This is a genomic window from Arthrobacter sp. 147(2020), assembly GCF_013116715.1.
GTDB lineage: Bacteria > Actinomycetota > Actinomycetes > Actinomycetales > Micrococcaceae > Arthrobacter_D.
The window spans coordinates 274,804-299,645 of the sequence record NZ_JABFOM010000001.1 but is presented as its reverse complement, the minus strand read 5'-3'; the positions used below and the strand labels follow the sequence as shown (position 1 = coordinate 299,645).

The following is a 24,842-nucleotide window of genomic DNA, read 5'->3' as shown; positions in this document are numbered from 1 at the left end:
AATCTTCACCCTAGACCTCGGTTGTTGTTGAAATCCAGCGGCAAGGAATACAATCAGTTTACTTAGTAGTTCATTTGTTGTGGAACTTACAGAAGGAACCAATATGACGACAGTCCAGGAATCCATCGACGTGGCAGTGCCAGTGAATACTGCCTACAACCAGTGGACACAGTTTGAAACGTTCCCCCAGTTCATGGGCGGGGTGGAATCGATCACCCAGACGTCAGAGACCCGCAACCATTGGGTCACCAAGATCGGGGGAGTGGAGCGCGAGTTCGACACCGAGATCACAGAACAGCACCCCGACGAACGCATCGCCTGGAAGAGTGTCGACGGAAAGTCCCACGCAGGTGTGGTCACCTTCCACCGGATCGACGACACCACCTCACGCGTTGCCGTGCAGCTGGATTGGCACCCGGAGACGTTCACCGAAAAGGTAGGCTCGGCAGTCAACGCCGACAACCGGCAGGTGAAGTCCGATCTCCAGCGCTTCAAGGAGTTCATCGAAAGCAACAACGCTGAAACCGGGGCATGGCGGGGCGACATTGATGCGCCACCGTCAGGCACCACGGCGGGGACCGGCGCAGCGGCCGGGTCAGCGGACCTCAGCGATCCCTCACTGGACGATCCCGAGTCGGGCGGCCCGCGCGCAACTGTCGCGCCGAGCTAACCCGCCTGCGGGCATGATCGCCCGCAAGCCGTCATCAAATCGGCCGGATCCTCCCCTACGGGATGGGTCCGGCCGATTTTTGGTTAGGCCAGCTGATGAAAGCCTAGGAAGGGTCCCGCTGGGTGATGCTCTGGATCGCGTCGGTGGCCCGTTCGGAGAGTCGGGCGGAGATCGGTGCGTTTTGCGCGGACTCCGCTGCAGCGGCTTGGCCTTCAGGACTGACCACGTAGGTACCGAACTCCTTGATGAGTTCAACAGTGGTCTCGTCAGGGTAGGACGAACAGTAGATGTGATAGGACACCAGGATCAGCGGGTACACCCCGGCCTCGGTGGTGGTCCGGTCCAGATTCAAGGCAATGTCGTTCTCAGCCCGCCCGTCCACGGGTGTTGCAATGTCGAGGGCCGCAGCAGCGGCCTTAATGCTGACCGGGACGTACTCGTCGCCCACCAGGAGGTTGGCACGGCCAAGCGGGGGGCCAACTGCGGAATCGTCGGCATAGGTTACCGCACCCTCGGTGCCGGACACCGTGCTGACAACCCCTGCGTTGCCCTTGGAGTTCTCGTTTCCCAGCTCGCTGGGCCAGGTGCCGTCCGCTTCGGAAGTCCAGAGATCGGGCACCACTGCGTGCAGGTAATCGGTGAAGTTCTCGGTGGTTCCCGAATCGTCAGACCGGCTGACCGGGGTGATCCGCAGGTTGGGCAGGTCGACGTCGGGGTTTTGGTCAGCGATCGCCGGATCATCCCAGGAGGTGATCTCGCCCAGGAAGATGCCGGCGATGGTCTGCGCATCCAGGTCGAGTTCGGTGATACCGGGAAGGTTGAAAGCGATGCTGATGGGTGCCACATAGGTGGGGATGTTGAACGCCCCGTCCGGTCCGCAGGCCTCCTTGGACTCCTCCAGCTCCTCGTCGTTGAGATAGGCATCTGACCCGGCAAACTGCACGGCATCCGCGAGCAGCGCACCGCGGCCCGCGCCCGAACCGTCAGGCGAGTACTGGAGCTGAACCTGTGAATGAAGGGTTCCGAACCCGGAAATCCAACCGTCCATCGCGGGGCCCTGCGCCGATGAGCCAGCTCCGGTGATCGTGCCCCGAAGGTCGGAGTTGGCGCGTAGCGCGGCAGCTTCCTGCTCCGGGCCCAACGGGTAGTCAGAGCCGCACGCCGTAAGTGACAGCCCGAGAAGGGCGGCGATGAGCAGGGGGAGGCGACGCGTGGGGTGGGACAGCACGTTATTCACGATACAGGTGAACAGTAGGTGAACGAACTTCCGCCGGAGTGTCATCCACCCCTGGTGAGGTCCCGGGTGGCAGGGCCTTCCAGAAGGGTGCCCTCGGCCGTGAAGCGCGATCCGTGAAGCGGGCAGTCCCAGGACCGTTCGGCGTCGTTCCAGCCCAGGACTCCGCCAAGATGGGGGCACACGGCCGAGACGCGGTGCGTGACGCCGTCCACCACGCAGACCCCCTCGGGACGGGCACCGGTGCGGACCACCACTCCCTGGCCCTCCGGTGGGTTGACAGTCGAGGTTCGCGCGAGTGACCCCAACCACCCGTTGATCAGTTCGAGCCCGGCACCAGCATTGGACTTCACGGTGCTGAGGGCGTCCTGGGGGGCGACCCTGGTGGCGTACAACTTGCGGGCCCACGGCATGTGGCCGCCGAGGATCTCCGCCGACAGGGCGAGGGCAGCGGCCACTGCGTTGGTCAGACCCCACTTGTTGTAACCGGTGGCCGTATAGATGTTGTGGCGACTCAGGGGCAGCCTGCCCACGTAGGGAACCGCGGAGGCCGGTTCGTAGTCCTGAGCGGACCAGTGATGGACCGGGTGTACCGAGCCGAAGTGTTGCTGGGTCCACCGGACCAAGTCATCGACGAGGCCCTGCGTGTGGGTTTGGCGGCCCACCCGGTGCCCATTACCGCCGGTGATCAGGTACTTCCGGCCGTTGACCACGCTGGTGCGCAGGGAGCGGGTGGGCGGGTCGACTGACAGGTACATCCCGTCCAGTTCCAACGGTGAACCCTCCTCGGCGGTGAAGGCAACAGCATAGGACCTTTGCGGGGTGAGAACCGAGAAGTGCCCGCCCCGGTCGAGAATCGGGGTGCCGGTCGCAAGGATCAGATGTTCGGCCATCACTGGCCCCCTGGCCGTGTTCACCCGGATCTTGTCACCTTTCAGCTTGCCGGTGGTGATCCCTTCAACCCGGACACCTTCGATCAGCGCTCCGCCGTGGGAGCGCAGGTCAGCAACAAGGCCAGCCAGCACCTGCAGGGGATGAAACTGCGCCTGCCCTGCAAGTCGGAGCGAACTGGTCACCGCAAAGGGCAGGGAGGATTCGTTGCCGAGCGTCGGTGACAGTCCCGCTGCTCGACAGGCATCAAGCTCCGCGGCCAGGACGGTGGCGCCGGTGGCGGTGACCGAGTAGTTCACCGCATCGGCGGTATCGAACGGGATTCCGTGCTCACGGCAGAACCGCAGCAACCAGGACTGGCCCTCCAGGTTGCCGGTGACGTAATGGCGCGCTGTCTCGGCACCGTGATGCCGGATGATGGTGGAAAGCTGGGTCCCTTGCAGGAGCGACACCTTTCCCGTGGTGTTGCCGGTAGTGACATCGCCTGCACGACGCGCTTCCAGGACGGCGACCCGTTGCCCGGAGCGCGCCAACAGAAGCGCGGTACTGATTCCGGTGATGCCCGCACCCACCACCACCGAGTCATAGCTGGCGCCGGGGGTGAAAGGATCGGCCGGAACCGGGGGCCGGCTCGCCTGCCACAGGGATGTCATGGGGTACCTTCCGCCGTTGGAGTCTGGGACCTAAGCCCACTCCCAAATTCCCGTCCCGTCAAGGAATTCCAGGTATAGCCGGGTTGCCGCGGTGAGCAGAGACGAGATGGAGTAAGTATGCTGATTATTGTGCCGCCGACGGAAGAGGACGATGTGACGGAACCGAAGCGGTCAGTACTCCTGGACGCCGGGTCAAAGACCCAGGATGCGCTCTACGACCAGGGAACCGCTGCTGCGGGTTCGGTCGCTGGGGCCCTCGCTCTTGCCGCCGAGCTCGGAAGATCAGCCCCTTTGCCCGGGACTGGATCGACCCTTCAGCTCTGGGAAACACTGGCAACCCTCGCCGCCGCCGACCTGACTGTCGCACGTACCGTTGAACCCCACCTGGATGCTCTGGCCATCCTGGCCCAGGCTGGCCAGCCGGCCACTGAGGGAACCTGGGGGGTGTTTGCTGCCGAGGGACCAGGAACCCGCCTTGAGGCACACCCGCACGATCACCAGGGCTGGCTTTTGACCGGACGGAAACCCTGGTGCTCGCTCGCCGGCAGGCTCGACCATGCGGTCGTTACGGCGCATCTGTCCGGCGGTGGACGGCGTGCTTTCGCCGTGGCCCTCGGCCAGCCGGGAGTTACCCCTGTCACGGGCACCTGGGTGAGCAGAGGCTTGAGCGCAGTCGACAGTGGGCCAATCGATTTCGACCAGGCCGTGGCCACGCCGGTGGGTGACGACTCGTGGTACCTGGTGCGTGACGGTTTCGCCTGGGGCGGGCTCGGCGTCGCCGCCTGTTGGTATGGCGGCGCGGTCGGGGTGGCGCGGCGCCTGCTGCGCTCGATCAGTGACCGGGCACCGGATCAGTTGGCCCTGATGCACCTGGGCGAGGTGGATCGGCGGTTACACGCCGCCCGGGTTTCGCTCGCCACTGCCGCTTCCGACATCGATGCGGGTAGGGCCAGCGGCGACGCCGGGGCGCTCCTCGCTGCACGGGTACGAAGCATTGTGGCTGAGGCTGCAGAGGCGATCCTTACGACGGTAGGCCACGCTCTGGGGCCGGCACCCTTGGTTCTGGAGGAGGAGCATGCTCGCCGGGTCGCCGACCTGCAGGTCTACCTGAGGCAGCATCACGCCGAGCGGGATGCCGTCTCCCTGGGGCATCGGCTCATGGAAACGGGGGAAGGCCAGTGGTGAGCTTCACGCACGACGACGGCGGTACACCGGAACATCGCTGGAGCCAGGACTGGCGCAGCGACGCACGGCTCAGTGTCGAGTCTCTGTTCGACGGCCGCTTGCCGGAGCGGGTGATCGTCGTCGCAGCGCACCCGGACGACGAGACGCTCGGCGCTGCGGGGCTGGTGCGGCGCCTGGCGCACGCCGGAGTTGTTACCGACATCGTGGTCGCCACCAACGGCGAGGCCTCCCACCCGCACTCGCCGACGCACACTCCCGTTCAGTTGGGGGGCGTACGGCGCCGCGAACTTGAGGACGCCGTCGAGATGCTCGCACCTTCCGCGCGGGTACGCTTCCTCGGCCTCCCGGACGGATCGCTGACAGCCGACGAACTGGTGGGGCTGCTCCGCCAGGAGATTGACTCCGGCGGACGAACCGGTGAGCGCACGCTGCTGGTGGCACCGTGGCGTGGGGACGGGCATGGTGACCACGAAGCTGCCGGACATGCCGCAGCCCAGCTCGCCGCCGAACTGAACCTGCCGCTGCTGGAATACCCGGTGTGGCTCTGGCACTGGGCAACCCCGGACTCGCCGGAGGTGCCCTGGGATCAGCTCGCGGTGCTGGACCTGGCCGGCGACGAACAAACGCTCAAACAGTCGGCGCTGCTCATGCATGCCAGCCAGACCGCGCCGCTTTCCGACGAGCCGGGAGACGAAACGCTGTTGGCCCCCGGTTTCCTGGAGCACTTCACCCGCGGGTTCGAGACCTTCATTCCCACGCCCTCATCGGGAGTCTTCGAGCGCCTTCATGCGGGCTCGGAAGACCCATGGGGACTGCAGGACCGCTTCTACGAACGCCGAAAGCGGTCGGTCGCCCTGGCACTGCTCCCGCGGGAACGCTTCGTTGCAACCCTTGAACTGGGGTGTTCGATCGGAGTGCTGTCAGCCGAACTCGCGGCGCGCAGCGACTCCCTGCTCGCCCTGGACATCAGCCCGACCGCGGTGGCCGCCACTCATCGCCGGCTCGCCGACTTCCCGCGGGCGGAGGCTCGTGTGGCGTCAATTCCGCAGGACTGGCCGGCGGGCCAGTTCGACCTTGTGGTGATCTCCGAGGTGGGGTACTTCCTGACCCGCACGCAACTGCTCGACGTCGTCGCCCGCGTCGTCGACTCCCTGGCGCCCGACGGCGTGGTCCTGCTCTGTCACTGGCGTCACCCGGTAGACGGTTGGGAACTCGACGGCGACACGGTGCACGAACTCTTCCGCAGCTCCGCACCGCTGGCTGTGTTCGCCGAGCACAGCGAGGAGGACTTCCGCATCGACCTCCTGGTGCACCCACCCGCTGTGTCGGTGGCGCGGTCCACGGGGGTGCTGTGAGCGGGCTGCAGCTACCCGGCGCGGTGACCGTCGTTGTCCCCGCCCGGAATGAGGAGGAAAGCCTCCCCCAGTGTCTCGCCGCGATTACGACTGCAGCACAGGTGCTGGCCGCCACCTACCCGAGTATCGACCTGACTGTGACAGTGGTGCTGGACGGATGCACCGACGGGTCGGCGGGGGTGGTTGCTGACTACCCATTGGCCCAGTCCCTGGAGGTCGATTTTGCCTCGGTGGGGCTGGCTCGCCGCGCGGGTATTGGCTACGCCCTCTCCCGGTTGGCCCGACCCATGGAGGAGGTGTGGGTGGCCAACACTGACGCGGATACCGTGGTGCCCGCGGACTGGCTGGTCGAACAATGCCGGCTCGCGGGGCAGGGTGTGCAGCTGGTGTTGGGCACCGTGGTGCCCGACCCGGTGGGGCTCGACTCGGAGCGCGCCCGCGCCTGGCATCAGGCACATCCGCTCGACGACGGGCACTCGTACGTCCATGGAGCGAATCTGGGTTTCCGTGCCGACGGCTATCTGGCGGTTGGGGAATTCGCTGCACTCCAGGTCCATGAGGACGCGGACCTCACGGACCGGTTGAAGGCGCATGGCATCACCTGGGCTGCGGTCGACAGCATCAGGGCCACCACGTCGGCAAGGATGCTGGGTCGCACACCGGGCGGGTTTGCCGGTTACCTCCGGGAACTACCCCTGACTGGTCGTGGGGCCGCGGGTTAGCCAGCCCGTTTGAGCCGGTACCCGTCGTCGCAGTGAATCAGCCGGCGTCCGCCGCCATTATCGAGCTGAATCCACAGGACCGAGGCGTCATCGGTGCGCATTTCCACTGCACCGGCCACCGGGCCGTCACTGCGGTGGGTGAAAGCGACCTGCTGCCCACGGCGCAGGGTCGACCAATCCACAACGTCCTCTCGTAAATGCGATGAGCTGTCCACGGGGGTCCTTTCGGTACGGGAGGTGATTCCCTCAACGTACTGGTCCCGCCTGAACGGCAGGTGAATTCCCCCTGGGAGTCCGGGGTAGGCCCCCGCCGCTAGACCGTGCGCCACTTCCCACTGGTGAGGTGCGAACCTGCCTGCGGGCCCATCTGCAGCATGCCCCCGTCGACAACCCAGGACGCCCCGTTGACATAGCTGGACGCGGGGGAGGCCAGGAACGCAATCACTGCAGCGACTTCCTCGGAAGCTCCGGGGCGGCCCAGCGGAATGCCCGGGCGGTCGATCTCGTGAGGGTCGTCGTCCTCGGCATCGTTCATCGCCGTTGAGATCTCACCGGGAAGCACGGCGTTAGCGGTGATTCCCTGATCGCCCAGCTCCAAGGCGATGGTCTTGATCAGCCCGCCGAGGCCGTGCTTCGACGCATCGTAGGCTGCGGAGCCGACGCGGGGCTGCTCCTGGTGCACGCTGGTGACGGCGATGATCCTGCCGCCGTTCCCCGCCGAAATCATCTGTGCCGCGGCGCGCTGGATGCAGACGAACGCACCGTCGAGGTTCGCGGCGAGGGTGCCACGCCATTCGTCGTAGCTGGTCTCCATGAAGGGGGTCCCGCCGTTGACGCCCGCATTGTTGACGAACACATCGAGTCCGCCGAGTTCGCTGATCATCTTCTCGACCACATCTCCGCAGGCGGGAGCGTCAGTGGTGTCCAACTGGGAGACCACTGCCTTCTGTCCAAACTCGCGGACCAGACGCGCGGTCTCGTTGGCGCCGTCTTCATCGGAGTGCCAGGTAATCCCGACGTCGCACCCTGCCTCGGCGAGGGCGAGGGCGGTGGCCCGGCCGATGCCGGAATCGGAACCGGTGACTATTGCTGTGCTGGGTGTGTATGCCATGGTCCCTATCCTTCCGAGGATTCAACAGGGAAAGCAAGCCTGCTGACCTTGCCGGGACACAAAACCGGCCCAACGCTGAGGCGTTGGGCCGGTGGTGGTGCCTGCGCGGGGCCTTGATCCCCGGGCCTTCCGCGTGTGAAGCGGATGCTCTACCAGACTGAGCTACACAGGCGGGTGTGACTCCCTGCAACTACAGGAGGACAGTAGTTAGTTTAGGCCATACTCGGGCCACAGGAAATTCGCCGGTCCTGCTACACGGAATCGCGGATGACGAGGGAGGTGGGAAGCATCGTCACCCGGTCGGTCGGGATTCCCTCGATCAGGTTCACCAGGGTCTCAGCCATCTTCTTGCCCAACTCGATGATCGGATGGTGCACGGTGGTCAACGCTGGTGTCACCGAGGTGGCGAAGGAATCGTCGTCGAACCCGACGACGGCGATATCCTCGGGGATGCGCAGACCCCTCCCCTGAATCGCGGTGTACGCTCCCGCGGCCATTTGGTCGTTACCCGCAAAGACGGCGTCCAGGGGGCCGCCGCGGTCCAGCAGGCGCTGCATCGCGCGGGTCCCGGACACCTGGGTGAAGTCACCGGTCTCCACCAGGGACTCCCCGAGTCCAGCCTCCTGGACAGCGGCCCGCCAGCCGGCGAGCCGGTCGATACCGGGCGGCATGTCCTGGGGCCCGGCGATCGTCGCCACATGCACCCGCCCGGAGTCAGTGAGTTGGCGGGTGGCGTTGTAGGCGGCCTGCTCGTTGTCGACCTCGACGTAGTAGCTCTCCCTGCCGCCCACCAGCGGGCGTCCAGCGAACACCATCGGCAGTGACCCCGAGAGGTGCGTCCAGGAGTGGTCCCCGCTGTGGTGGGAGACCACCAGGACGCCGTCGACGTTGCCGCCGAGCAGGAAACTGCGGGTCTTCTCCGGCTTCGATTCGGACGAGATCACCATGTTGAGGGTGTAGTCGGTGTCGGTCAGGTACATGGCGATGCCCTCCACCACCGAGGCGAAGAACGGGTCGGCGAAGACCTTCGACGTCGACTCGGGGACGATCAGGGTGACCGTGTTCGCCCGGCGCTTGGCGAGGGAACGGGCGGCACGGTTCGGCGTGTAGTCCAGCGCGAGGATCGCCTTTTTCACCGATTGCGCAAGCTCAGGGTCGACGCTTGGGGAGCCGTTGACGACGCGGGATACCGTGGCCCGTGAAACCCCGGCCAGCGCCGCCACCATTTCCAGGGTGGCGACCGGCCGGGGTCCGCTTGTGTCCTGCGTCATTGTCTTCTCCGAAGCCTCGAAAGTACTGCTGAGACTACTTTAAGCTCCTGTTGGGGAGAGCGACGCTGTCCGGGCACCGGAAATGACACGAGCGTACGCGAGTCCACTGTCTTTGACCGTCCGCTCGAACGAGTCGTAGTCCACCCGCACTATCCCGAATCGCTTGCCGTACCCCCAGGACCATTCGAAGTTGTCCAGGAGAGACCACACGAAGTAGCCGCGGACGTCCGCGCCCTTGTCGAGTGCTTCGCCGACGGCGGCGATGTGATCGAGGATGAAGCGGGTGCGCTCCTCGTCGTGAACCATCCCGTCGCTGCTGACGTCGTCGTCGTACGCGGCACCGTTCTCGGTGACGTACAACGGGGGCAGCGTCGGGTACTCCTCGCCCAGCCGGAGGAGGAGGTCGCGCAGCCCATCCGGGTTGACCTCCCAGTCCATTGCGGTCCGAGGCAGCCCGCGGCTCGGGAACGCGATGTCCTCCGAACCGATCCAGCAGGACGACGTCGGCCGGGTGGCGCCCCCGGAATGACCGTCGCCCCCCTCGGTGTTCGGGTGTCCGCTGATCAGGTCGTCGTGATAATGGTTGACGCCCAGGAAATCGAGGGGGGTGCCGATCACATCGAGATCACCCGGCTGGATCACCTCCCGGATGCCGAACTGTTCAAGGTCCGCGAGGGTGTCCTCCGGGTAGGCGCCGCGAAGAATCGGGTCCAGGAAGATCCGGTTCTGGAGGGAGTCGAACCTGCGGGCCGCGTCGAGGTCCACCGGGTCGGCGGGATCGCGGGGAATCGAGTTGCTCAGGTTGAGCGTGATCCCAAGATGCTGGGCCCCCCGGTCCCGGAGTTCGTTGACTGCCAGGCCGTGCGCCAGGTGCTGGTGATGAATGGCTGCCACCGCTGCGCGTGGATCCTGTCGACCGGGCGCGTGAACGCCAGCGGCATAGCCCAGCAGGGACGAGCAGAAGGGTTCGTTGAAGGTGGTCCAGTGCTGCACCCGGTCTCCGAGTGCTGAATAGACGTCATTGGCGTAGTCAACGAACCGCAACGCCGTATCCCGGTTCGCCCAGCCCCCCTTCTCCTCAAGCGCCTGCGGGAGGTCCCAGTGGTAAAGGGTCAGCCAGGGCAGGATCCCGGCCTCCAGGAGGTTGTCGACGAGGCGGGAGTAGAAGTCCAGTCCTTCGGTGTTGGGCCCGCGACCGCCGGGACGCACCCGCGCCCAGCTGGTCGAGAACCGGTAGGAGCCAAGCCCCAGTTCCTTCATGAGCGCTACATCCTCGGGCATCCGGTGATAGTGCTGCACCGCATCCTCGGGGGTGTCCCCGTGGGCGACCGCACCCGGTACCCGGGCGAAAGCGTCCCAGACGGAGTCCTCCTTCCCGCCCTCGTGGCCTGCGCCCTCCACCTGGGCAGCGGCGGTGGCTGAACCCCACAGGAAGCCCTGCGGCCAGTGGCGGGCGGGGTCGGCGCCGGTGGCACCGTGGTGTGTTGCATTCAATGGCATTAGCCCTTCACTGCTCCTTGCATGATTCCGGAAATGAGTTGACGGCCCGCGACGGCGAACAGCGCCAGCAGCGGAAGTGTTGCCAGTACAGCGCCAGCGAGAACAATCGAGTAGTCGACGTAGCGTGCCGACTGCAGTTGGCTGAGTGCCGTCTGCAGGGTGGGGTTGCCGGCGTCGAGCACCAGTAGCGGCCAGAGGAAGTCAGTCCACGCGGTCATGAATGTGAACAATCCGAGGATAGCCATCGCTGGCCGTGCCGCGGGGAGAGCGACATGAAAGAAGGTGGAAATCATTGAGGCTCCGTCCATTCGGGCGGATTCAATGAGTTCATCGGGGATGACATCCACCAGATACTGGCGCATGAAAAAGACTCCAAACGCGGTGACCAGGGTGGGGATGACGACGGCGCCGATCTCACCCGTCCACCCGAGGGTGCGCATCAGCATGAACAGCGGAATGATGCCGAGCTGCGTAGGAATGGCCATCGTCGCCACGACGGCGACCATCAGGCCGGTGCGTCCCTTGAATTTGAGTTTCGCGAACGAGTAACCGGCGAGGGTGGAAAACCCCACCACCGAGACAGTGATGATGCTCGAAATCAGTACGCTGTTCCCGAGCGCGAGCCAGAAGGGAATCGTGTCGAATACTTCGCCGACATTCGTCCAGAAGTTACCGCCCGGGAGAAGCGGGGGCCAGGTCTGTCCCAGGGCCTCGTTGGAACGGCTCCCGATGATTACCGACCACCAAAGGGGGTAGGCCGAGGCCAGGAAGAAGGCGATCAGGAGTCCATAGGTGAGAAAACCCGGCCGGCGACCATTCCCGAACAGTGCCTTGCGTGTGGCTAGCGACCGCGGCGTCGGCGGCCTACTTGCCGCGGGGCGGGTCTGGGTGACAGTCATCGTCCACTCCTTGTAGTTGGTCCCGCCAGTGGCTCCCCGGCAGTATCAGCCGAGGGTGCCGGTGGCTGCGCGCCGACGGCGGGGAGGACTGCCGCAGGGGCGACAGGTCGCTTTCGGCGGCGCGCCCGCCGGTTTCCACCACGGTCATCGCCACTGGTGGCGATCCTTCGCGAGATGAGCCAGTTCATCACACCGAAGAGCACGATGATCAGGAAAAGGATCCACGCGATCGTGGCAGCCTTCCCGAAGTTCTGGCGCTGGAACGCCATTTCCCAGAGGTAGAGCACAGTGGTCTGGAACTGCTTTGCCGTCCCGCCTGCGGTCCGGGGGTCAAAGAGCCGAGGCTCAGTGAAGATCTGGAGTCCGCCGATGGTCGCGGTAATGACCACGAAGATCATGGTGGGCCGGATGCTTGGCAGGGTGATGCTGAAGAATCGCCGGAATGGCCCAGCGCCGTCGATGGCCGCCGATTCGTAGATGTCCCGGGGCACTGCCTGCATCGCGGCGAGCAGGATCAGCGCGTTGTATCCGGTCCACCGCCAGTTCACCATGGTGGCGATAGCAATGTGGCTGGGGAGGGTCTCGTTCTTCCACATGATCGGGTCGACGCCGAAGCTTGCGAGGATGTTGTTGATCAACCCGTACTGCTCGCCGAACATGTTAGCGAAAATCATTGCCACGGCCACCGGGGTGACCACGTAGGGCAGGAGGATGCTCATCCGCCAGAACGTCCTGGCCCGCAGGTTCTGGTCCAGTACGGCAGCGATGGAGATAGCCACCACGAGCTGCGGGATGGTGGAGAGTAGGAAAATGCTCATGGTGTTGAACAGGGAGTTCCAGAAGAAGCGGTCCTGGAAGACTTCCTGGAAGTTTTGCAGGCCCACAAACTCGCCCTGTCCCCTGAGCAGGTGCCAGTCGAACAGCGAGACAAAGAAGGTGTAGCCCAGGGGAAACAGTCCCACCAAGGCGAACAGGATGAAGAACGGGGCGATGTAGAGGTAGGGGGAAACCTTCAGGTCGAAAACGCTGAGGCGTTGCCGGAAGGTGACTGCGGGTTTCGTCGCGGCCTTGCCGGCCGCCGGGCGGTTCAATGTCGTGGTCATGATGATTTCAGACTCCCTGCGGGGCCCCCGGTTCTCCCGGAGGCCCCGCGGCCGGGTGCTGCTAGTTGTTGACGACCTGGTCGTTGAGGAGGGTCAGTGCTTCTTCCCAGGCCTCGTCTGCCGTGCCCTCACCTGTGTCGAGGAGCTTCACAGCGGGTGCGAACACGTTCTCCTGGATCACCGAGTCGTAGGGACCCTTGAACTGGGCGACAACGCCTTCGGCGCGGGACTCGAAGATGGCGCCGTAGGGAGCGTCATTGAACAGCTCATTGGGGACGGCCGCTTCCACGATTTCCGCCTGCGCCTCAAGGGTGCTCGGGAAGTTGTTGGCTGCTGCGGACTGCTTGACCTGCTGCTCAGGAGCGGTCAGCCATGCGGCCAGCTTGGCTGCCTCAGCGGGGTGCTCAGAGCTCTGGGGCACGGAGAGGAAAGCTCCACCCCAGTTCGAGGCCCCGCCGGGGAAGACGTCTGCAACGTCCCACCCGCTCTCGGGACCGCCGCCGGCTGACTCAAGTTGTTCCTTGATGGTGCCGAGCATCCAGGCCGGGCAGACGTGAACGGCGAATGAGCCGTCCACAAAGGCCTGACCGTTGCCCCAGTCGAACTGGGTCTGGTTGGCCGACAGGCCATCCAGGGTTCCACTGGCCAGGAGATCGAACTGGGCGCGCATCGCCTCGTTGCCCTCGACGTTCAGCTCGCCGTCGGCCGTGTAGTAGCCCTCCTCCATCTGGTTGACCATCGAGTTCCAGACGAAGCTGGACTGGTCGTACCAGGCCTTGCCGGTGTCTTCGTGGTACTGGCGGCCCAGATCGAAGTAGGTTTTCCAGGTGGCCTCGTCGCCGCCGAACAGCTCGGCGACTTCCTCGCGGTCGGTCGGCAGGCCGGCCTCCTCGAAGAGGGTGCGGTTGAAGCAGAGGGCCTGGGGTCCAATGTCGGTGCCGTAGCCGATCACCCGTCCCTCGGGGTCGGTGCCCTGCTCGAACTTCCAGTCCACCCAGTTGTCCTTGATGTCCGCAGCGCCGTATTCATTGAGGTCGACGAACTGATCCGACACCTCCATGATGGAGCCGAGCCACCCTTCCTCGACGGCAACAACATCGCTGAGACCTGATCCCGCCGCAAGCTTGGTGAAGGCGTCGGTGCGGGCATTGGCGCTGCCGTCAATATTTGTTGCCTCGATGGTGACGCCGGGGTTCTGGTCCTCGTACTCGGCGTAGAGGTCGTCGTAGCCGAACTGTCCGAAGGTGGTGACGGTCAAGGCAACGGGATTGTCGGCGCCAGCTGGCTCACCGTTCCCGCCGCCGCCGCAGCCCGACGCCACGAACGCAAGGGATGCGACGCCGGCGAGGGCGGTGATTTTCCTGAGTCGCGAGTATTCCACGATCACTCCTTTGTGTGTGTGAGCGACATACGCCGACTAGGCGAGAGAGCGCTCTCTGAGGTGTGAATCCACTGTATGTGCGGAATGTCACATCGTCAAGAGAGCGCTCTCTCGAGTTTGAAGGTTGCGGGGCAGTGCAGGGTTCCCCACATTCTCGGCCCCGGGGTGCGCGTCGGAGTGGAACACGCCGTCAAACCGAGCCCTCAGTGGCCAGAACCTGGGGAAACCTGCACACGGCGGCGTCTAAAACCGGCAGCCTCTCAAAAGGGGGGTCTAAAAATGGCGTGGAAATTCAGCCCCTTGGCTGTGGCGTCCCGGCTACTCGGGACAGTGAGGGGATAGTGAGGGGACGGTGACCTGGTTCCGCGACTGCTAGCGTGTGGCCAGCCAGCCGAGGGTGAGACCGCCCATGGTCCGGCGGAATCCGCTCTCGCCGCGGGTCAGCTCCAGTACCGCCCACAGGCAGAGGCACACCCGGCTGAGGGTTCGCAGCAGCAACCGGTTTTCCTCGCGCAGGGCCATCCGGGAAGCGAGCCCGAAAAGTGTCCAGCCGAGTACGGGAGCGTTGGGGGCCTGCGCGATGGTCTGTTCTCCACGCGCATTGGTGAAGAAGCTGGGGAGGGATGATCCGGTGTGTGCCACTAGGCGCCCTTTGCCTTGGATTTGGATGGTGCCTTTTTCGACTCGGTTGTTTTCGAGTCCGACGTGCCCTTTTTCTCGCGATTCTTCTCCACGCTACGCCGTAGCGCCTCCATCAGGTCGAGGACCTTCCCGCCGCCGTCATCGTCACCGGACTCTCCGAAGGTCTCCTCCGTGTCGAGGGCTTCTCCCTTCTCAAGCTTCGCGTCGATCAGGGTCCGGAGCTGAACCTGGTACTCGTCGGTGAAGTTCTCGGGGTCGAAGTCGGTCGAGAAGGACTCCACCAGCGCGGCGGACATCTCCCTCTCCTTCGCCGAAATCCGGACCCGCTCGTCAAGGGAGGGGAACTTGGCGTCCCGCACCTCGTCATCCCACAACAGCGACTGCAGCATCAGCACATCGCCGCGGACCCGCAGTGCACCGAGCCGGCTCTTCTGCCGCAGCGTGAACTGCACAATCGCTGTGCGGTCCGTCTCCTCAAGGGTCCTGCGCAGCAGGACGTACGCCTTGGTCGATGTCGAATCCGGTTCCAGGAAGTAGGAGCGGTCCAGCATGATCGGGTCGATCTGGTCGCTCGGCACAAACTCGACGACGCCGATTTCCCGGCTCTTCTCGACGGGGAGCGTCGCAAAGTCCTCCTCGGTGAGCACCACGGTGCGCTCGCCGTCGTCGTACGCCTTATCGATGTTCTTGTACTCGACTACCTCGCCGCAGATCTCGCAGCGGCGCTGGTAGCGGATCCGGCCGCCGTCCTTGTCGTGGACCTGATGGAGACTAATGTCGTGGTCCTCGGTGGCGCTGTAGACCTTGACCGGCACGTTGACCAGCCCAAACGCAACTGCGCCCTTCCAAATGGCTCTCATGTAACTAGTGAACCAGTGTTTGGGTTCCGCGGATACGATGAATTGGTGAATCCTGAAAAAGCTGAGCCCCTGGTTGCCAAGACGTCGGTGGACGGCAAGCCCGCCCTGTGGTTTGAGATGCGGTACGACTTCCCCGCGTCGGTGCTCTGGAAGCACCTGACCGATCCGCGGAAGCTGAAGTACTGGTTCCCGTGCGAAATGGACCTGCTGCCACGGAAGGGCGCCGAAGTGACGTTCACCTTCCCCGGGGAGCGTCCCACCAAAGGCAAGGTCCTCGAGGCGGAGAAGCCGCAGCTCCTCACCTTCACCTGGGACCGCGAGGTGTTGACCTGGACGCTTGAGGACGACGGCGACAACGGTAGCCGGCTGACCCTTACCAACACCCTCCAGGACCCGGACACTGCGGCAAATGTTGCAGCAGGCTGGCGGTTCACGCTGATCGGCCTCGACGATCTGCTGAACGAGCGCGCCCTGGGCCAGAACCCGGCCGACTGGGAACGGTACGTGGCGCTCTACCGCGAGCAGTTCACCGACTAACGCCCCGCCGCAGAAGCGGTCAGGGGCTGGACACCCCGGCCTGAACGGACGCGTGTGGAGTTTGCACCGCTTCCGGACAAGACTGGACCCATGGGTTCGAGCAAAGGCCAGCAGCAACAGACTGTCACAGTGGACGGTCGGCGCCTCCGGCTGACCAGCCTGGACCGCGTGATCTACCCCGACACCGCTACCACCAAGGCCGATGTCCTCGCCTACTACGCGGCCATCGCCGACTACCTGATACCGCACGCCCGGGACCGGGCAGTCACCCGCAAACGCTGGGTCAATGGTGTGGGGACGAAGGAGAATCCCGGTCAGGTGTTCTTTCAGAAGAACCTGGACCAGTCCGCCCCCGATTGGGTGCAGCGTCACCGAATTGCGCACTCCGACCATGTCAACGTGTATCCACTGGTGAACGATCTGGCCACCCTGACCTGGTTGGGACAGATTTCTGCACTGGAGATCCATGTGCCGCAGTGGAGGTTTGGTCCAGGCGGGGAGATCAGCAACCCCGACCGCATGGTGCTCGACCTCGATCCGGGCGAGGGAGTCAGCCTTGCCGAATGCGCGGAGGTTGCCCGCCACGCCCGCTCAATCCTGCAGGATATGGGCCTGAATCCGTACCCAGTCACCAGCGGGTCGAAGGGCATTCACCTGTACGCGGCGCTGGATGGGTCGCAGACTTCCGACGAGGTGTCGACCGTCGCCCACGAACTGGCCCGGGCGCTTGAGGCCGACCATCCAGACAGTGTGGTCAGCGACATGAAAAAGTCACTCCGCGGCGGCAAGGTCCTGGTCGACTGGAGCCAGAACAACCGGAACAAGACCACTGTGGCGCCCTACTCCCTGCGTGGGAAGCTCCTTCCGACAGTCGCCGCACCCCGTACCTGGGCGGAAATGGCGGAACCAGGGCTCGCGCAGATCGACTACCGCCAGATGATGCACCGGGTGCTGGAACTGGGTGACCTGCTGGCTGGATTGGACGGGACATCCCCCGGGACTGGCGGCGGCCCGGAAACAGGTGAGGATGAGGCAGCGATGGGAGCACCTCCTGCCAATCCCGCCGACCGGTTGAATACGTACCGCTCCATGCGCGACGGCTCGAAGACCCCGGAGCCGATCCCCGCCGAGGTCGGCGACTCCGGTGGCAACCGGTTCGTCATCCAGGAACACCACGCCCGCCGGCTGCACTATGACTTCCGGCTGGAGCGCGACGGCGTCCTCGTTTCCTGGGCTGTGCCCAAAGGTCCGCCGGATACCCCGAACAGGAATCACCTCGCTGTTCAGACCGAGGATCACCCACTGGAATACGCCTCGTTCGAGGGCACCATTCCCAAGGGGGAGTATGGTGCCGGAGAGATGCACATCTGGGACTCCGGCACGTACGAGGTCGAGAAGTGGCGGGAGGGCAAGGAAGTCATCTGCACCATTCAGGGGCGCGACGACGGCGGGCTGGCCCGGAGCGGCAGCCCGGTGCGGCGGTACGCGCTCATCCACACCGGGGGAGGCGACGGATCAGGTGAAAGGAACTGGCTGATGCACCTGATGAAGGACCAGGGCGATGGCGGTAGCGCGGCAAACCACCCGATCGACGGCATGGCGACCCCGCCTGACCTGACGCCGATGCTGGCCACCCCCGGCAGTGCGGCGGACGTCACCTCCGACCAGGAGTGGGCTTTCGAAATGAAGTGGGACGGCGTGCGGGCAATCGCCACCGTGACACCGGACGGGGTGCACCTGACCAGCCGGAACGGCAACGACATGACAGCCCTGTATCCCGAACTCGCAGACCTGGGTGACTACGTCAACGCCGAGAACGCGGTGCTGGATGGCGAAATTGTCGCCCTGAACCGGTCCGGCCGCCCCGATTTCGGGCTCCTGCAGAACCGGTTCAACCTCACCAAGGCCTCCGAGATTGAGGCTGCCCGCCGGAAAGCCCCGGTGCACTTCATGCTGTTCGACCTGCTCTACCTTGACGGTAACTCCCTGCTACAGCTCCAGTACGACCAGCGCCGCGAGATTCTCGAACAGGCAGTGGACAGCCCGGCGGATGGTCACGTCCAGGTGCCGCCAGCCCTCGACGCCACCCTTGAGGAAGCTGTCGCAGCAAGCAAGGAGCTCGGCCTTGAAGGCGTGATGGCCAAACTCACGCACGGCAGCTACGCCGCCGGACGGCGCTCGCGGGGCTGGATCAAGATCAAGCAGCAGCTCACCCAGGAGGTGGTGGTGGTCGGCTGGCGTCCTGGCAAGGGCAGCCGGGCGCACAAGGTGGGTTCACTTCTGGTCGCCGTGCCCGACGGCGTCGATCTGAAGTATGTGGGGCGGGTCGGATCCGGGCTGACCGAACGCGATCTCGCCGGAATCGGCTCCCGCCTCCGGAAGATGTCCCGGAAAACCGCCCCGCTGGCCGATGTACCGGCCGCCGACGCCTCGGATGCGCACTGGGTGCGCCCCGCACTGGTGGGGGAGGTCCAGTTCAGTGAACGCACCGATGGCGGGAAACTCCGCCACCCCGTCTGGCGCGGCTGGCGACCCGACAAACGGCCGTCCGACGTCGTCGTCGAACTGTAGCCTGACAGAACCTCATAGACTGCACCCCACGGTGTCCAAGACCAACAACATCAAAGGAGAACCACAATGAGTGAGAAATCCATCGCCGCAACCCGAGTCATCGACGCGTCAGCGGCCGCGATCTTCAACGTCCTGTCCAACCCCGAGCGGCATGCGCAGATAGACGGCTCGGGCATGGTGCAGTCAGACGACAAGTCGGATCGGATCACCGCCGTCGGCCAGGTATTCACCATGAACCAGCACTGGGACAAGATGGGCGGCGACTACAAAACGGACAACCATGTGGTGGGCTACGACCACAACAAGCTACTCGCGTGGAAGACGGCCGAAGCTGGCACCGAGCCAGCGGGATGGCAGTGGGTGTGGGAGCTGACCCCGCAGGGTCCTGACTCCACCGAAGTGGCCCTGACCTACGACTGGGCAGCCGTCACCGACACCAAGGTGCTCAAGATGGTGTCCTTCCCGGCGGTTTCCGCCCACGACCTGGAGTCCTCGTTGAACAACCTTGCTGCTGCGGTGTCGGAGGCATAACTTCGGTGTAACGATTCCGTCGGGCGGCGACTATCCAGGCGATAGTCGCCGCCCGACGGAAGTTGTCGACCCCTGGGATGCATTACCGGACAGGAGCGGGTCGTGTACCGTCCATAGGGTGGCGCCCGACACATTCCGGGCGGTGGGGGACCGCACGGGTACTTCAGCGACCAACCAGTTCCGCTTCGGTGGGAGGGTTTTGTCGTATCGGAGATTTCCGGCCACTCATCCTTATCGAATCCCACAGAAGGGGCTGTAGTGGACCTCAGTCAATTTATCGGTCTCGGCATCATACTTGCCGTCCTGGTGGTGGTGGCAATCATCGCCGCCGTCATCGCGCGTCTCGCCTTACGAATCGCCAGCCCGTCCGAAGCGCTGATCATCACCGGCAAAGGTAGCCAGGAAAGCCAGCGCGTGGTCTTCGGCCGTACATTTATCAACCCGTTCAGCCAGAAGGCGTTTTCGATCTCCCTGGCCTCCCGCCAGGTGACCCTCCAAATTGAGGGCATCTCCAAGAACGGCATCAAGCTGCGCCTGACCGGCGTCGCCCAGATCAAGGTCGGAGGCGACGAGGAAGCGGTCCGCCGGGCTGCCCAGCGTTTCCTCAACCAGCAGGAACAGATCGACCACTACACCCAGGAAACCCTCTCCGGTTCGCTGCGCTCCATAGTGGGTACGTTGACGGTGGACTCCATCATCAAGGACCGTGCGTCCTTCGCCAAGAGTGTGAAGGAAGAAGCCGAGCACTCGATGCACAACCAGGGCCTGGAGATCGACACCTTCCAGATTCAGTCGGTTGACGACGATTCCAGCTACCTGAAGAACCTTGGCCGGCCGGAAGCCGCGCTCGCCGAGAAGCAGGCAAAGATCGCCGAAGCGAACGCGGCCCAGGAAGCCGCCGAGGCGGCAGCGATCGCCGACGAGCAGGTGGCCCTCGCGGAACAGCGACTCGCCCTCCGCCGGGCGGAGCTGAAGGAAGCAGCGGACGCACGCCAGGCCCAGGCCGACGCCGCGGGCCCTCTGGCCGCCGCCGAGCAGCGTCAGTCGATCCTGGTCAAGGAACAGCAGGTTGCTTCCCGGCAGTCCGAGCTGCGCGAACGTGAACTCGACATCGAGATCCGCAAGCCTGCCGACGCCGAGAAGTACCGCGTCGAACAGGAAGCCGCGGGTAAGCTCGAGCAGCGCAAGCGCCAGTCCGAGGCCGACCAGGTCGAGGCCGAAGTGGCCTTGACCAAGCGCCGTCTCAGCGCCGAAGGCGACAAGGTCACCGCCGAAGCAGAAGCGGCAGCCAACACCGCCCGCGGTAACGCGGCAGCTTCGGTCACCCGCGCCAACGGTGCAGCGGAGGCTGAGATCATCGCGCTCCGCGGTCAGGCCGAGGCCGACGTCGTCCGCCAGAAGGGCATTGCGCAGGCTGAGGGAATCGAAGCGCAGGCCAAGGCTTACGAGCAGTTCAACGAGGCGGCAATCCTCAACAAGGTGATGGAGATCCTGCCGGAGATTGCCCGGGAAATCGCTGCGCCAATGGCAGGGATCGACAATATGACTGTCATCTCGAACGACGGTGCCACCCAGCTGAGCAAGAACGTCACCGGTGGGTTGCAGCAGACCTTCCAGCTGCTCAAGGACACTACCGGGCTGGATGCCGTCGAAATGCTCAAGAACTGGGGAGCGAAGGACGGCGGGGCCTCCACTACGGCGGCGCCCTCCGAGAATAACCACCCCGTCTGATAGGTAGGATCACCGATCGATGAAGTCGGCCGTCGCCCGGAGGAACGACGCCGCTGCACGGGCACGTGCAGCGGCATCCTCTGCGGCGACGGTCGGAGCGCTTGTAGCCGCCTCTACCGGGCGCTGGCCGTCCAGGGTGGGTGCCGGTGCGGTCAGGGGTGCCAGGAACGTCCTGGCCGAGGCTGCCGCTGGACCGTAGGAGTATGGGTTCTGCCGTGGCTGGTGCGAGAACGACTCCAGCACCTTGGTCAGGAAATCACCGTTGGTCACCTTCAGGGCGCTGGGAGCCACCAGCAGGCTAGCCGCAACGGTGAAGTCTCCGTGTCCGCCGGTCTCATAGGCCACCTCGTCCGGCCTGCAGGCACTGAAAAGCAGTTCGCGGGCATTGGCCCGCGGACCACCGTTCACAGGGGTTCCACGCCGCAACCTGAAATTCGCCGTGGTTGTCTCATCGGGCACCAGGAACCGGGCGCGCCGGCCATGGTCGGCAGCCCGCTCGGCGCCGTCGGCCACTGTCAAGCTCAAGGACGGCAGCAGCCGGGTGCCGTCGCCGGAATGGCAGGAATCGAAGAAGGCGGTCAGGTTGACCCCCTCAGGCAGTAGATCGAAGATCTCCCCGAGGTCATCGTCGATGATCAGGTTCCCGTCCTGGAAGTCCACTGGACACAGGGCCTCGTCGTGGAGCTTCTGGGCGTTTCCCTCTTCCTTTTCGTCGCCATCCAGATCGTCGACATACGTTCCGTGCCCCGCATACTGCACCACCAGGACGTCCCCTGCGGCGCTGTGGCTGACCAGGTCAAAAATTCCCTGCAGTATGTTGACCCGGGTCGCCTGCGCATCGAGGAGGGTGGTCACCTCGAAGCCCACCGACTCCAACTGGCTGCCCCAGGCCTGTGCGTCGGCCACGCAGCCGAAGAGCTCGCTTCCCGGCGGGTACGCGTTGATCCCGATGCACAGCGCCCGACGGGCATTACCCCGCGCCAGCTCGGCGGTGGGGGCGGCATTGACCAACGGCTCGTCAAGGGTCCGGGCGGCGCCGAAGGGTTTCGGCTTTTTGCCGGTCACTCGGCGGGCGACGCTCTCCATGGTGGCGGCATCATCGTCAAACCCGCCGTGCGATGTGGCGGTGCTGCGATGTGTTTCCGGACCGCTTCCGGTGACCGACCAGATCACCTCTGCCTTGGCCTTGTCACCCTCGACGCCGAAGAACTTCCGTAGCTCCGGGTCGGTGTTGACGCATTCCTGGAGTCCGAGGATGGGTGTGAATTCTTCTTTTTCGAAGGATGCCCGAACCAGGTACAACAGGGACTTGCCGTAGAGGACGCCCCCGACGGTATCGTCCAGTTCAGTCTGCTGCTTCATGGTGAACATGGCCAGGGACTTGATGCCCTTCCCCACCTCGGGTACCAGCCGCGCCTTGAACGTGTCAGTGCGGACTGCTGGGGCCAACAGGTTCAGTGACGTGAATTCCGGCAGGCCAGCGCGCAACGCGGCCGGCACGAAATAGGAATGGAAGATGGACCCGGCGCTGTGCCCGACGGCGTGCACGGTGGTCTTTGGATTCGCGGCCACGTATTTCCCGAGTGCCTGTGCCACGTACAGCGCCCCACCACCGGCGGCCGATGCGACCTCGGCGAAGCGCTTCATTTCACCCCAGATCCGTTCGCCGCCGGCAGCTCGTGCAGTGAGTTCGACAGCCCTGTCTTTCAGGTCACCCACCACGCCGCGGGCGCCGGGAAGGGCACCGAAGAGGGCGTCGAGGAATCCGGTCTCCCAGACGAAGAAGATCGGGTACACGCCGTTCGCTGTCCACCACTCGCGCTGCCGGTGTGCGGACCGCAGTCCTGACGACTCGCTGACCAGCCCGCCGTGCGCGTAGATCACGATCGGCACCCCGGTCCTGGCTGCGGCGAAAGCCGGCAGATGCTGCTCAAAGATGGCATCGACGTCCGCGGCAGTGGTGCTGATCTCGCCCCCGGAGGAGAACATTCCGCGGCTCAGGTTCACAACATGCGGCTTCAGCAAAGCGAGCTGTTCAGCACTCAGGCCCGACCCTCGCGCAGCGGCGACAGACGCAGCAGATTCCGCAGTGGTGGACTCCATCGTCCTGGGCTCCATGGCTACTCCTCGGTGAGAACTGTCGGCTGGTACTGCCACTACGCCCGGCGCGGTGGCTGCCAGTATCAGTCCGAGCCTGTTACTGGGGCGTTACTGGGGGGTTTGCCTTGACGCTGCGTTTGCCGCGCGGGATATTTCTCCTACCTGTTCGACGGGTCGCCGGGGGACCGCAGGGAATCCCGCGCGCCGACGGCGGGTGATAGGGAGGGAACCAGATGGCAGGCGTGATGCTCGGTCCCGGCAGTCACACGGGGGAGTTGCGCCCCCTCACGATCCTGGCCGAGGGTCCTTTCACTGTGGGCCCGGATGGTCCGATGACGACGACGCTGCGGGTGCCAGTGGAGCGCATCGGTGGCGGACCGCGGGGTGCACGGTTCGACGTCGTCGTCCGCGGCCAACGGGGTAAGCCGCTTGACCTGCTGCTTGGGGATGAGACCGACCCGTGGATGCTGATGGACGAGTGCCCGCCTCCCAATTTGTCCGACCTGCTGGCTGATCGTCGGTTCCTAGCGCAGCACACCTACGCGGTCGCGGCGTCGACCCTTGCCGCATTTGAATCGACGCTGGGCCGCCGGATGGGCTGGGCCCGCGGCAGGAGGCTCCGGATCCACGCCTACGATACGGTTCCCTACGCCGACTCCGGCTACGACCGGGAGGAGGGGGTGATCCGCTTCGGGCACCGGAGGGATCGCCGTGAGCGGCTGGCTGTCCCGTTGGCGTTGTACCGGGACCTTGTCGCGCACGAGGTGACCCATGCGATCCTTGCCGGGTACCGACCTCGCTGGTCGGACCAGGTGGCCTCCCTGGACCAGTTCGCTCTCCATGAGGCTATCTCCGACCTGGTGGCCATGCTGTCGGTGTTTTCGTCAGCCGAGCGGGTGGAGCAACTCCTTGATCCCCGCGGCGTTGGGGTGCCGGACCTTGAAGGTCTCGATGAGCAGATCCTTTTGAGTGGTCTGTTCAGCTTCGGCGATGGATTGTTCTCGCATGGGCCGGCGAGGCAATCCATGCGGACTCCGGTGCCTGGCGACTGGCGTACGCTGCCGGACCCGCACCGTCGGGCGGAGCCGGTGGTGCAGGCGGTCCTGAACGTGGTGGCCCGGCTCTGGAAGACCCGGCTGGACCAGCCGGGGGGACGATCCAGTCTGTATCAGGTGGCGAAGTCAGGCGCGAAGGTGGGCGAGCAGGTGCTGGCGATGCTGATCCGCGGACTGGGCTACATGGCACCGGTGGATGTGACGTGGTCCGATTTCCTGCGCGGGATCCTTTCAGCCGATCTGGTGCTCGTCCCGCAGGACAGGTATCGGTATCGGCAGGTGGTCCGGGATGCGTTCGCTGAGGTGGGAGTCACCGTGCCCGCCGATGAACTGCTGGCCGGGACGGGCGGAATGCGCAGCCTCAGGTACCCGGTCCGATTGTCAGCTCTTGGCACCGACCCGGAGGAGATTGTCAGATTCATCTGGGAGAACAGTGACCTGCTGCGGGAAACCGCAATGGATGAGCGGCACTCGATCACTGTGGACCGGGTGCGGCCCAGCATCAGGGTCAGTCCCGACGGTTTCGTTGTTTCGGAGATCGGCGCCTCCTTTGTGCAGGAGTTCACGGTGGGCCGTTCGGAGATGCGCAGGATGGGTCTTTCCGGGCCGGGCCCGGTGACGCTGCGGGGAGGCGGGTTGCTTCGCTTCGATGAGGGAGGCCACCTTTGTTACGCCGCGTTGAAGCCGGTCTACGACCCGGTGCGGCAGCAGGAGTATCAGCAGGCCAAGGCCCGTGACGCTGCCATGCTCAGGCAGATCACCACCCCTGAAGCCGGAGCGGGGACCGGGCCGGCGAAGCTCACATTCCACAGCCAGGGGAGGGGGAGGTAGGGCCGAGGA

The 24,842-nt window shown here is 64.8% G+C and carries 21 protein-coding genes and 1 tRNA gene; 9 read left to right on the top strand and 13 right to left on the bottom strand.

From position 1 onward, the window contains the following. Window positions 1–103: 103 nt before the first annotated feature. The gene (locus HMI58_RS01465) at window positions 104–670 is read left to right on the top strand and encodes an SRPBCC family protein (protein WP_171584907.1); all 567 of its coding nucleotides are present in this window, start codon (window positions 104–106) and stop codon (window positions 668–670) included. A 103-nt stretch (window positions 671–773) separates the two neighbouring features. On the opposite strand, the gene pstS is transcribed toward HMI58_RS01465, so the two are convergent. Together pstS and HMI58_RS01455 are read right to left on the bottom strand one after the other, a co-directional pair. Further along, on the bottom strand, window positions 774–1,907 hold the full coding sequence (gene pstS, locus HMI58_RS01460; protein ID WP_318779107.1) for a phosphate ABC transporter substrate-binding protein PstS: 1,134 nt from the start codon (window positions 1,905–1,907) through the stop codon (window positions 774–776). 41 nt (window positions 1,908–1,948) lie between these two features. After that, window positions 1,949–3,448, bottom strand: coding sequence for an FAD-dependent oxidoreductase (locus HMI58_RS01455; protein WP_171617898.1), 1,500 nt, complete (start codon window positions 3,446–3,448; stop codon window positions 1,949–1,951). Between the two features lie 117 nt (window positions 3,449–3,565). Here HMI58_RS01455 and HMI58_RS01450 point away from each other — a divergent pair, with 117 nt between their 5' ends. Genes HMI58_RS01450 through HMI58_RS01440 form a run of 3 tightly spaced genes read left to right on the top strand, consistent with a single transcriptional unit; the run spans window position 3,566 to window position 6,710 of the window. Beyond that, window positions 3,566–4,633: an acyl-CoA dehydrogenase gene (locus HMI58_RS01450; RefSeq protein ID WP_171617897.1), complete on the top strand. Its 1,068-nt coding sequence runs from the start codon at window positions 3,566–3,568 to the stop codon at window positions 4,631–4,633. Beyond that, entirely contained in the window at window positions 4,630–5,988 is a 1,359-nt protein-coding gene (locus tag HMI58_RS01445; protein WP_171617896.1) for a PIG-L family deacetylase, read from the top strand. The genes HMI58_RS01450 and HMI58_RS01445 overlap by 4 nt, the downstream gene beginning before the upstream one ends. Further along, window positions 5,985–6,710, top strand: coding sequence for a glycosyltransferase (locus HMI58_RS01440; protein ID WP_171617895.1), 726 nt, complete (start codon window positions 5,985–5,987; stop codon window positions 6,708–6,710). Before HMI58_RS01445 ends, HMI58_RS01440 begins: the two co-directional genes overlap by 4 nt. Here the strand turns inward: HMI58_RS01440 and HMI58_RS01435 are convergent. The 10 genes from HMI58_RS01435 to HMI58_RS01390 form a co-directional block, all read right to left on the bottom strand. Beyond that, window positions 6,707–6,892, bottom strand: a complete 186-nt coding sequence (locus tag HMI58_RS01435; RefSeq protein ID WP_171584913.1) for a hypothetical protein — start codon at window positions 6,890–6,892, stop codon at window positions 6,707–6,709. The two genes, HMI58_RS01440 and HMI58_RS01435, sit on opposite strands and share 4 nt — an antisense overlap. 131 nt (window positions 6,893–7,023) lie before the next feature. Further along, window positions 7,024–7,821, bottom strand: coding sequence for an SDR family oxidoreductase (locus HMI58_RS01430; protein WP_171584914.1), 798 nt, complete (start codon window positions 7,819–7,821; stop codon window positions 7,024–7,026). A 95-nt stretch (window positions 7,822–7,916) separates the two neighbouring features. Further along, a tRNA-Val gene (locus HMI58_RS01425) sits at window positions 7,917–7,993 on the bottom strand. A gap of 79 nt (window positions 7,994–8,072) precedes the next feature. Next, entirely contained in the window at window positions 8,073–9,092 is a 1,020-nt protein-coding gene (locus tag HMI58_RS01420; protein ID WP_171584915.1) for a LacI family DNA-binding transcriptional regulator, read from the bottom strand. A 39-nt stretch (window positions 9,093–9,131) separates the two neighbouring features. Further along, window positions 9,132–10,592 (bottom strand): GH1 family beta-glucosidase, encoded by a 1,461-nt coding sequence (locus tag HMI58_RS01415; protein ID WP_171617894.1) that lies wholly within the window; start codon window positions 10,590–10,592, stop codon window positions 9,132–9,134. Further along, window positions 10,592–11,491 carry a carbohydrate ABC transporter permease gene (locus HMI58_RS01410; RefSeq protein WP_171617893.1) on the bottom strand — a complete coding sequence of 300 codons (900 nt, stop codon included), beginning with the start codon at window positions 11,489–11,491 and terminating at the stop codon, window positions 10,592–10,594. The genes HMI58_RS01415 and HMI58_RS01410 overlap by 1 nt, the downstream gene beginning before the upstream one ends. After that, window positions 11,488–12,594 (bottom strand): sugar ABC transporter permease, encoded by a 1,107-nt coding sequence (locus tag HMI58_RS01405; protein WP_171617892.1) that lies wholly within the window; start codon window positions 12,592–12,594, stop codon window positions 11,488–11,490. Before HMI58_RS01405 ends, HMI58_RS01410 begins: the two co-directional genes overlap by 4 nt. 61 nt (window positions 12,595–12,655) lie before the next feature. Then, a complete protein-coding gene (locus HMI58_RS01400; RefSeq protein WP_171617891.1) occupies window positions 12,656–13,975 on the bottom strand; it encodes an extracellular solute-binding protein in 1,320 nt (439 codons plus the stop codon). Window positions 13,976–14,347: 372 nt separating this feature from the next. Beyond that, the gene (locus tag HMI58_RS01395) at window positions 14,348–14,617 is read right to left on the bottom strand and encodes a hypothetical protein (protein ID WP_171617890.1); all 270 of its coding nucleotides are present in this window, start codon (window positions 14,615–14,617) and stop codon (window positions 14,348–14,350) included. Then, complete coding sequence (locus tag HMI58_RS01390) at window positions 14,617–15,477, bottom strand: Ku protein (protein ID WP_171617889.1); 861 nt, start codon at window positions 15,475–15,477, stop codon at window positions 14,617–14,619. The genes HMI58_RS01395 and HMI58_RS01390 overlap by 1 nt, the downstream gene beginning before the upstream one ends. Before the next feature lie 45 nt (window positions 15,478–15,522). Here HMI58_RS01390 and HMI58_RS01385 point away from each other — a divergent pair, with 45 nt between their 5' ends. The 4 genes from HMI58_RS01385 to HMI58_RS01370 all read left to right on the top strand — a co-directional run bounded on the left by HMI58_RS01385 (window position 15,523) and on the right by HMI58_RS01370 (window position 20,847). Further along, window positions 15,523–16,014 carry an SRPBCC domain-containing protein gene (locus HMI58_RS01385; protein WP_171584922.1) on the top strand — a complete coding sequence of 164 codons (492 nt, stop codon included), beginning with the start codon at window positions 15,523–15,525 and terminating at the stop codon, window positions 16,012–16,014. Window positions 16,015–16,104: 90 nt separating this feature from the next. Then, a complete protein-coding gene (locus tag HMI58_RS01380; protein WP_171617888.1) occupies window positions 16,105–18,585 on the top strand; it encodes an ATP-dependent DNA ligase in 2,481 nt (826 codons plus the stop codon). A 66-nt stretch (window positions 18,586–18,651) separates the two neighbouring features. Then, on the top strand, window positions 18,652–19,116 hold the full coding sequence (locus HMI58_RS01375; protein WP_171584924.1) for an SRPBCC family protein: 465 nt from the start codon (window positions 18,652–18,654) through the stop codon (window positions 19,114–19,116). Between the two features lie 258 nt (window positions 19,117–19,374). Beyond that, window positions 19,375–20,847, top strand: coding sequence for a flotillin family protein (locus HMI58_RS01370; protein ID WP_171617887.1), 1,473 nt, complete (start codon window positions 19,375–19,377; stop codon window positions 20,845–20,847). A gap of 9 nt (window positions 20,848–20,856) precedes the next feature. Here the strand turns inward: HMI58_RS01370 and HMI58_RS01365 are convergent, their stop codons facing one another. After that, a complete protein-coding gene (locus HMI58_RS01365) occupies window positions 20,857–22,965 on the bottom strand; it encodes a caspase family protein (RefSeq protein ID WP_171617886.1) in 2,109 nt (702 codons plus the stop codon). A gap of 215 nt (window positions 22,966–23,180) precedes the next feature. Here HMI58_RS01365 and HMI58_RS01360 point away from each other — a divergent pair, with 215 nt between their 5' ends. Continuing rightward, entirely contained in the window at window positions 23,181–24,833 is a 1,653-nt protein-coding gene (locus tag HMI58_RS01360; protein WP_171584927.1) for a hypothetical protein, read from the top strand. Window positions 24,834–24,842: the final 9 nt, after the last annotated feature.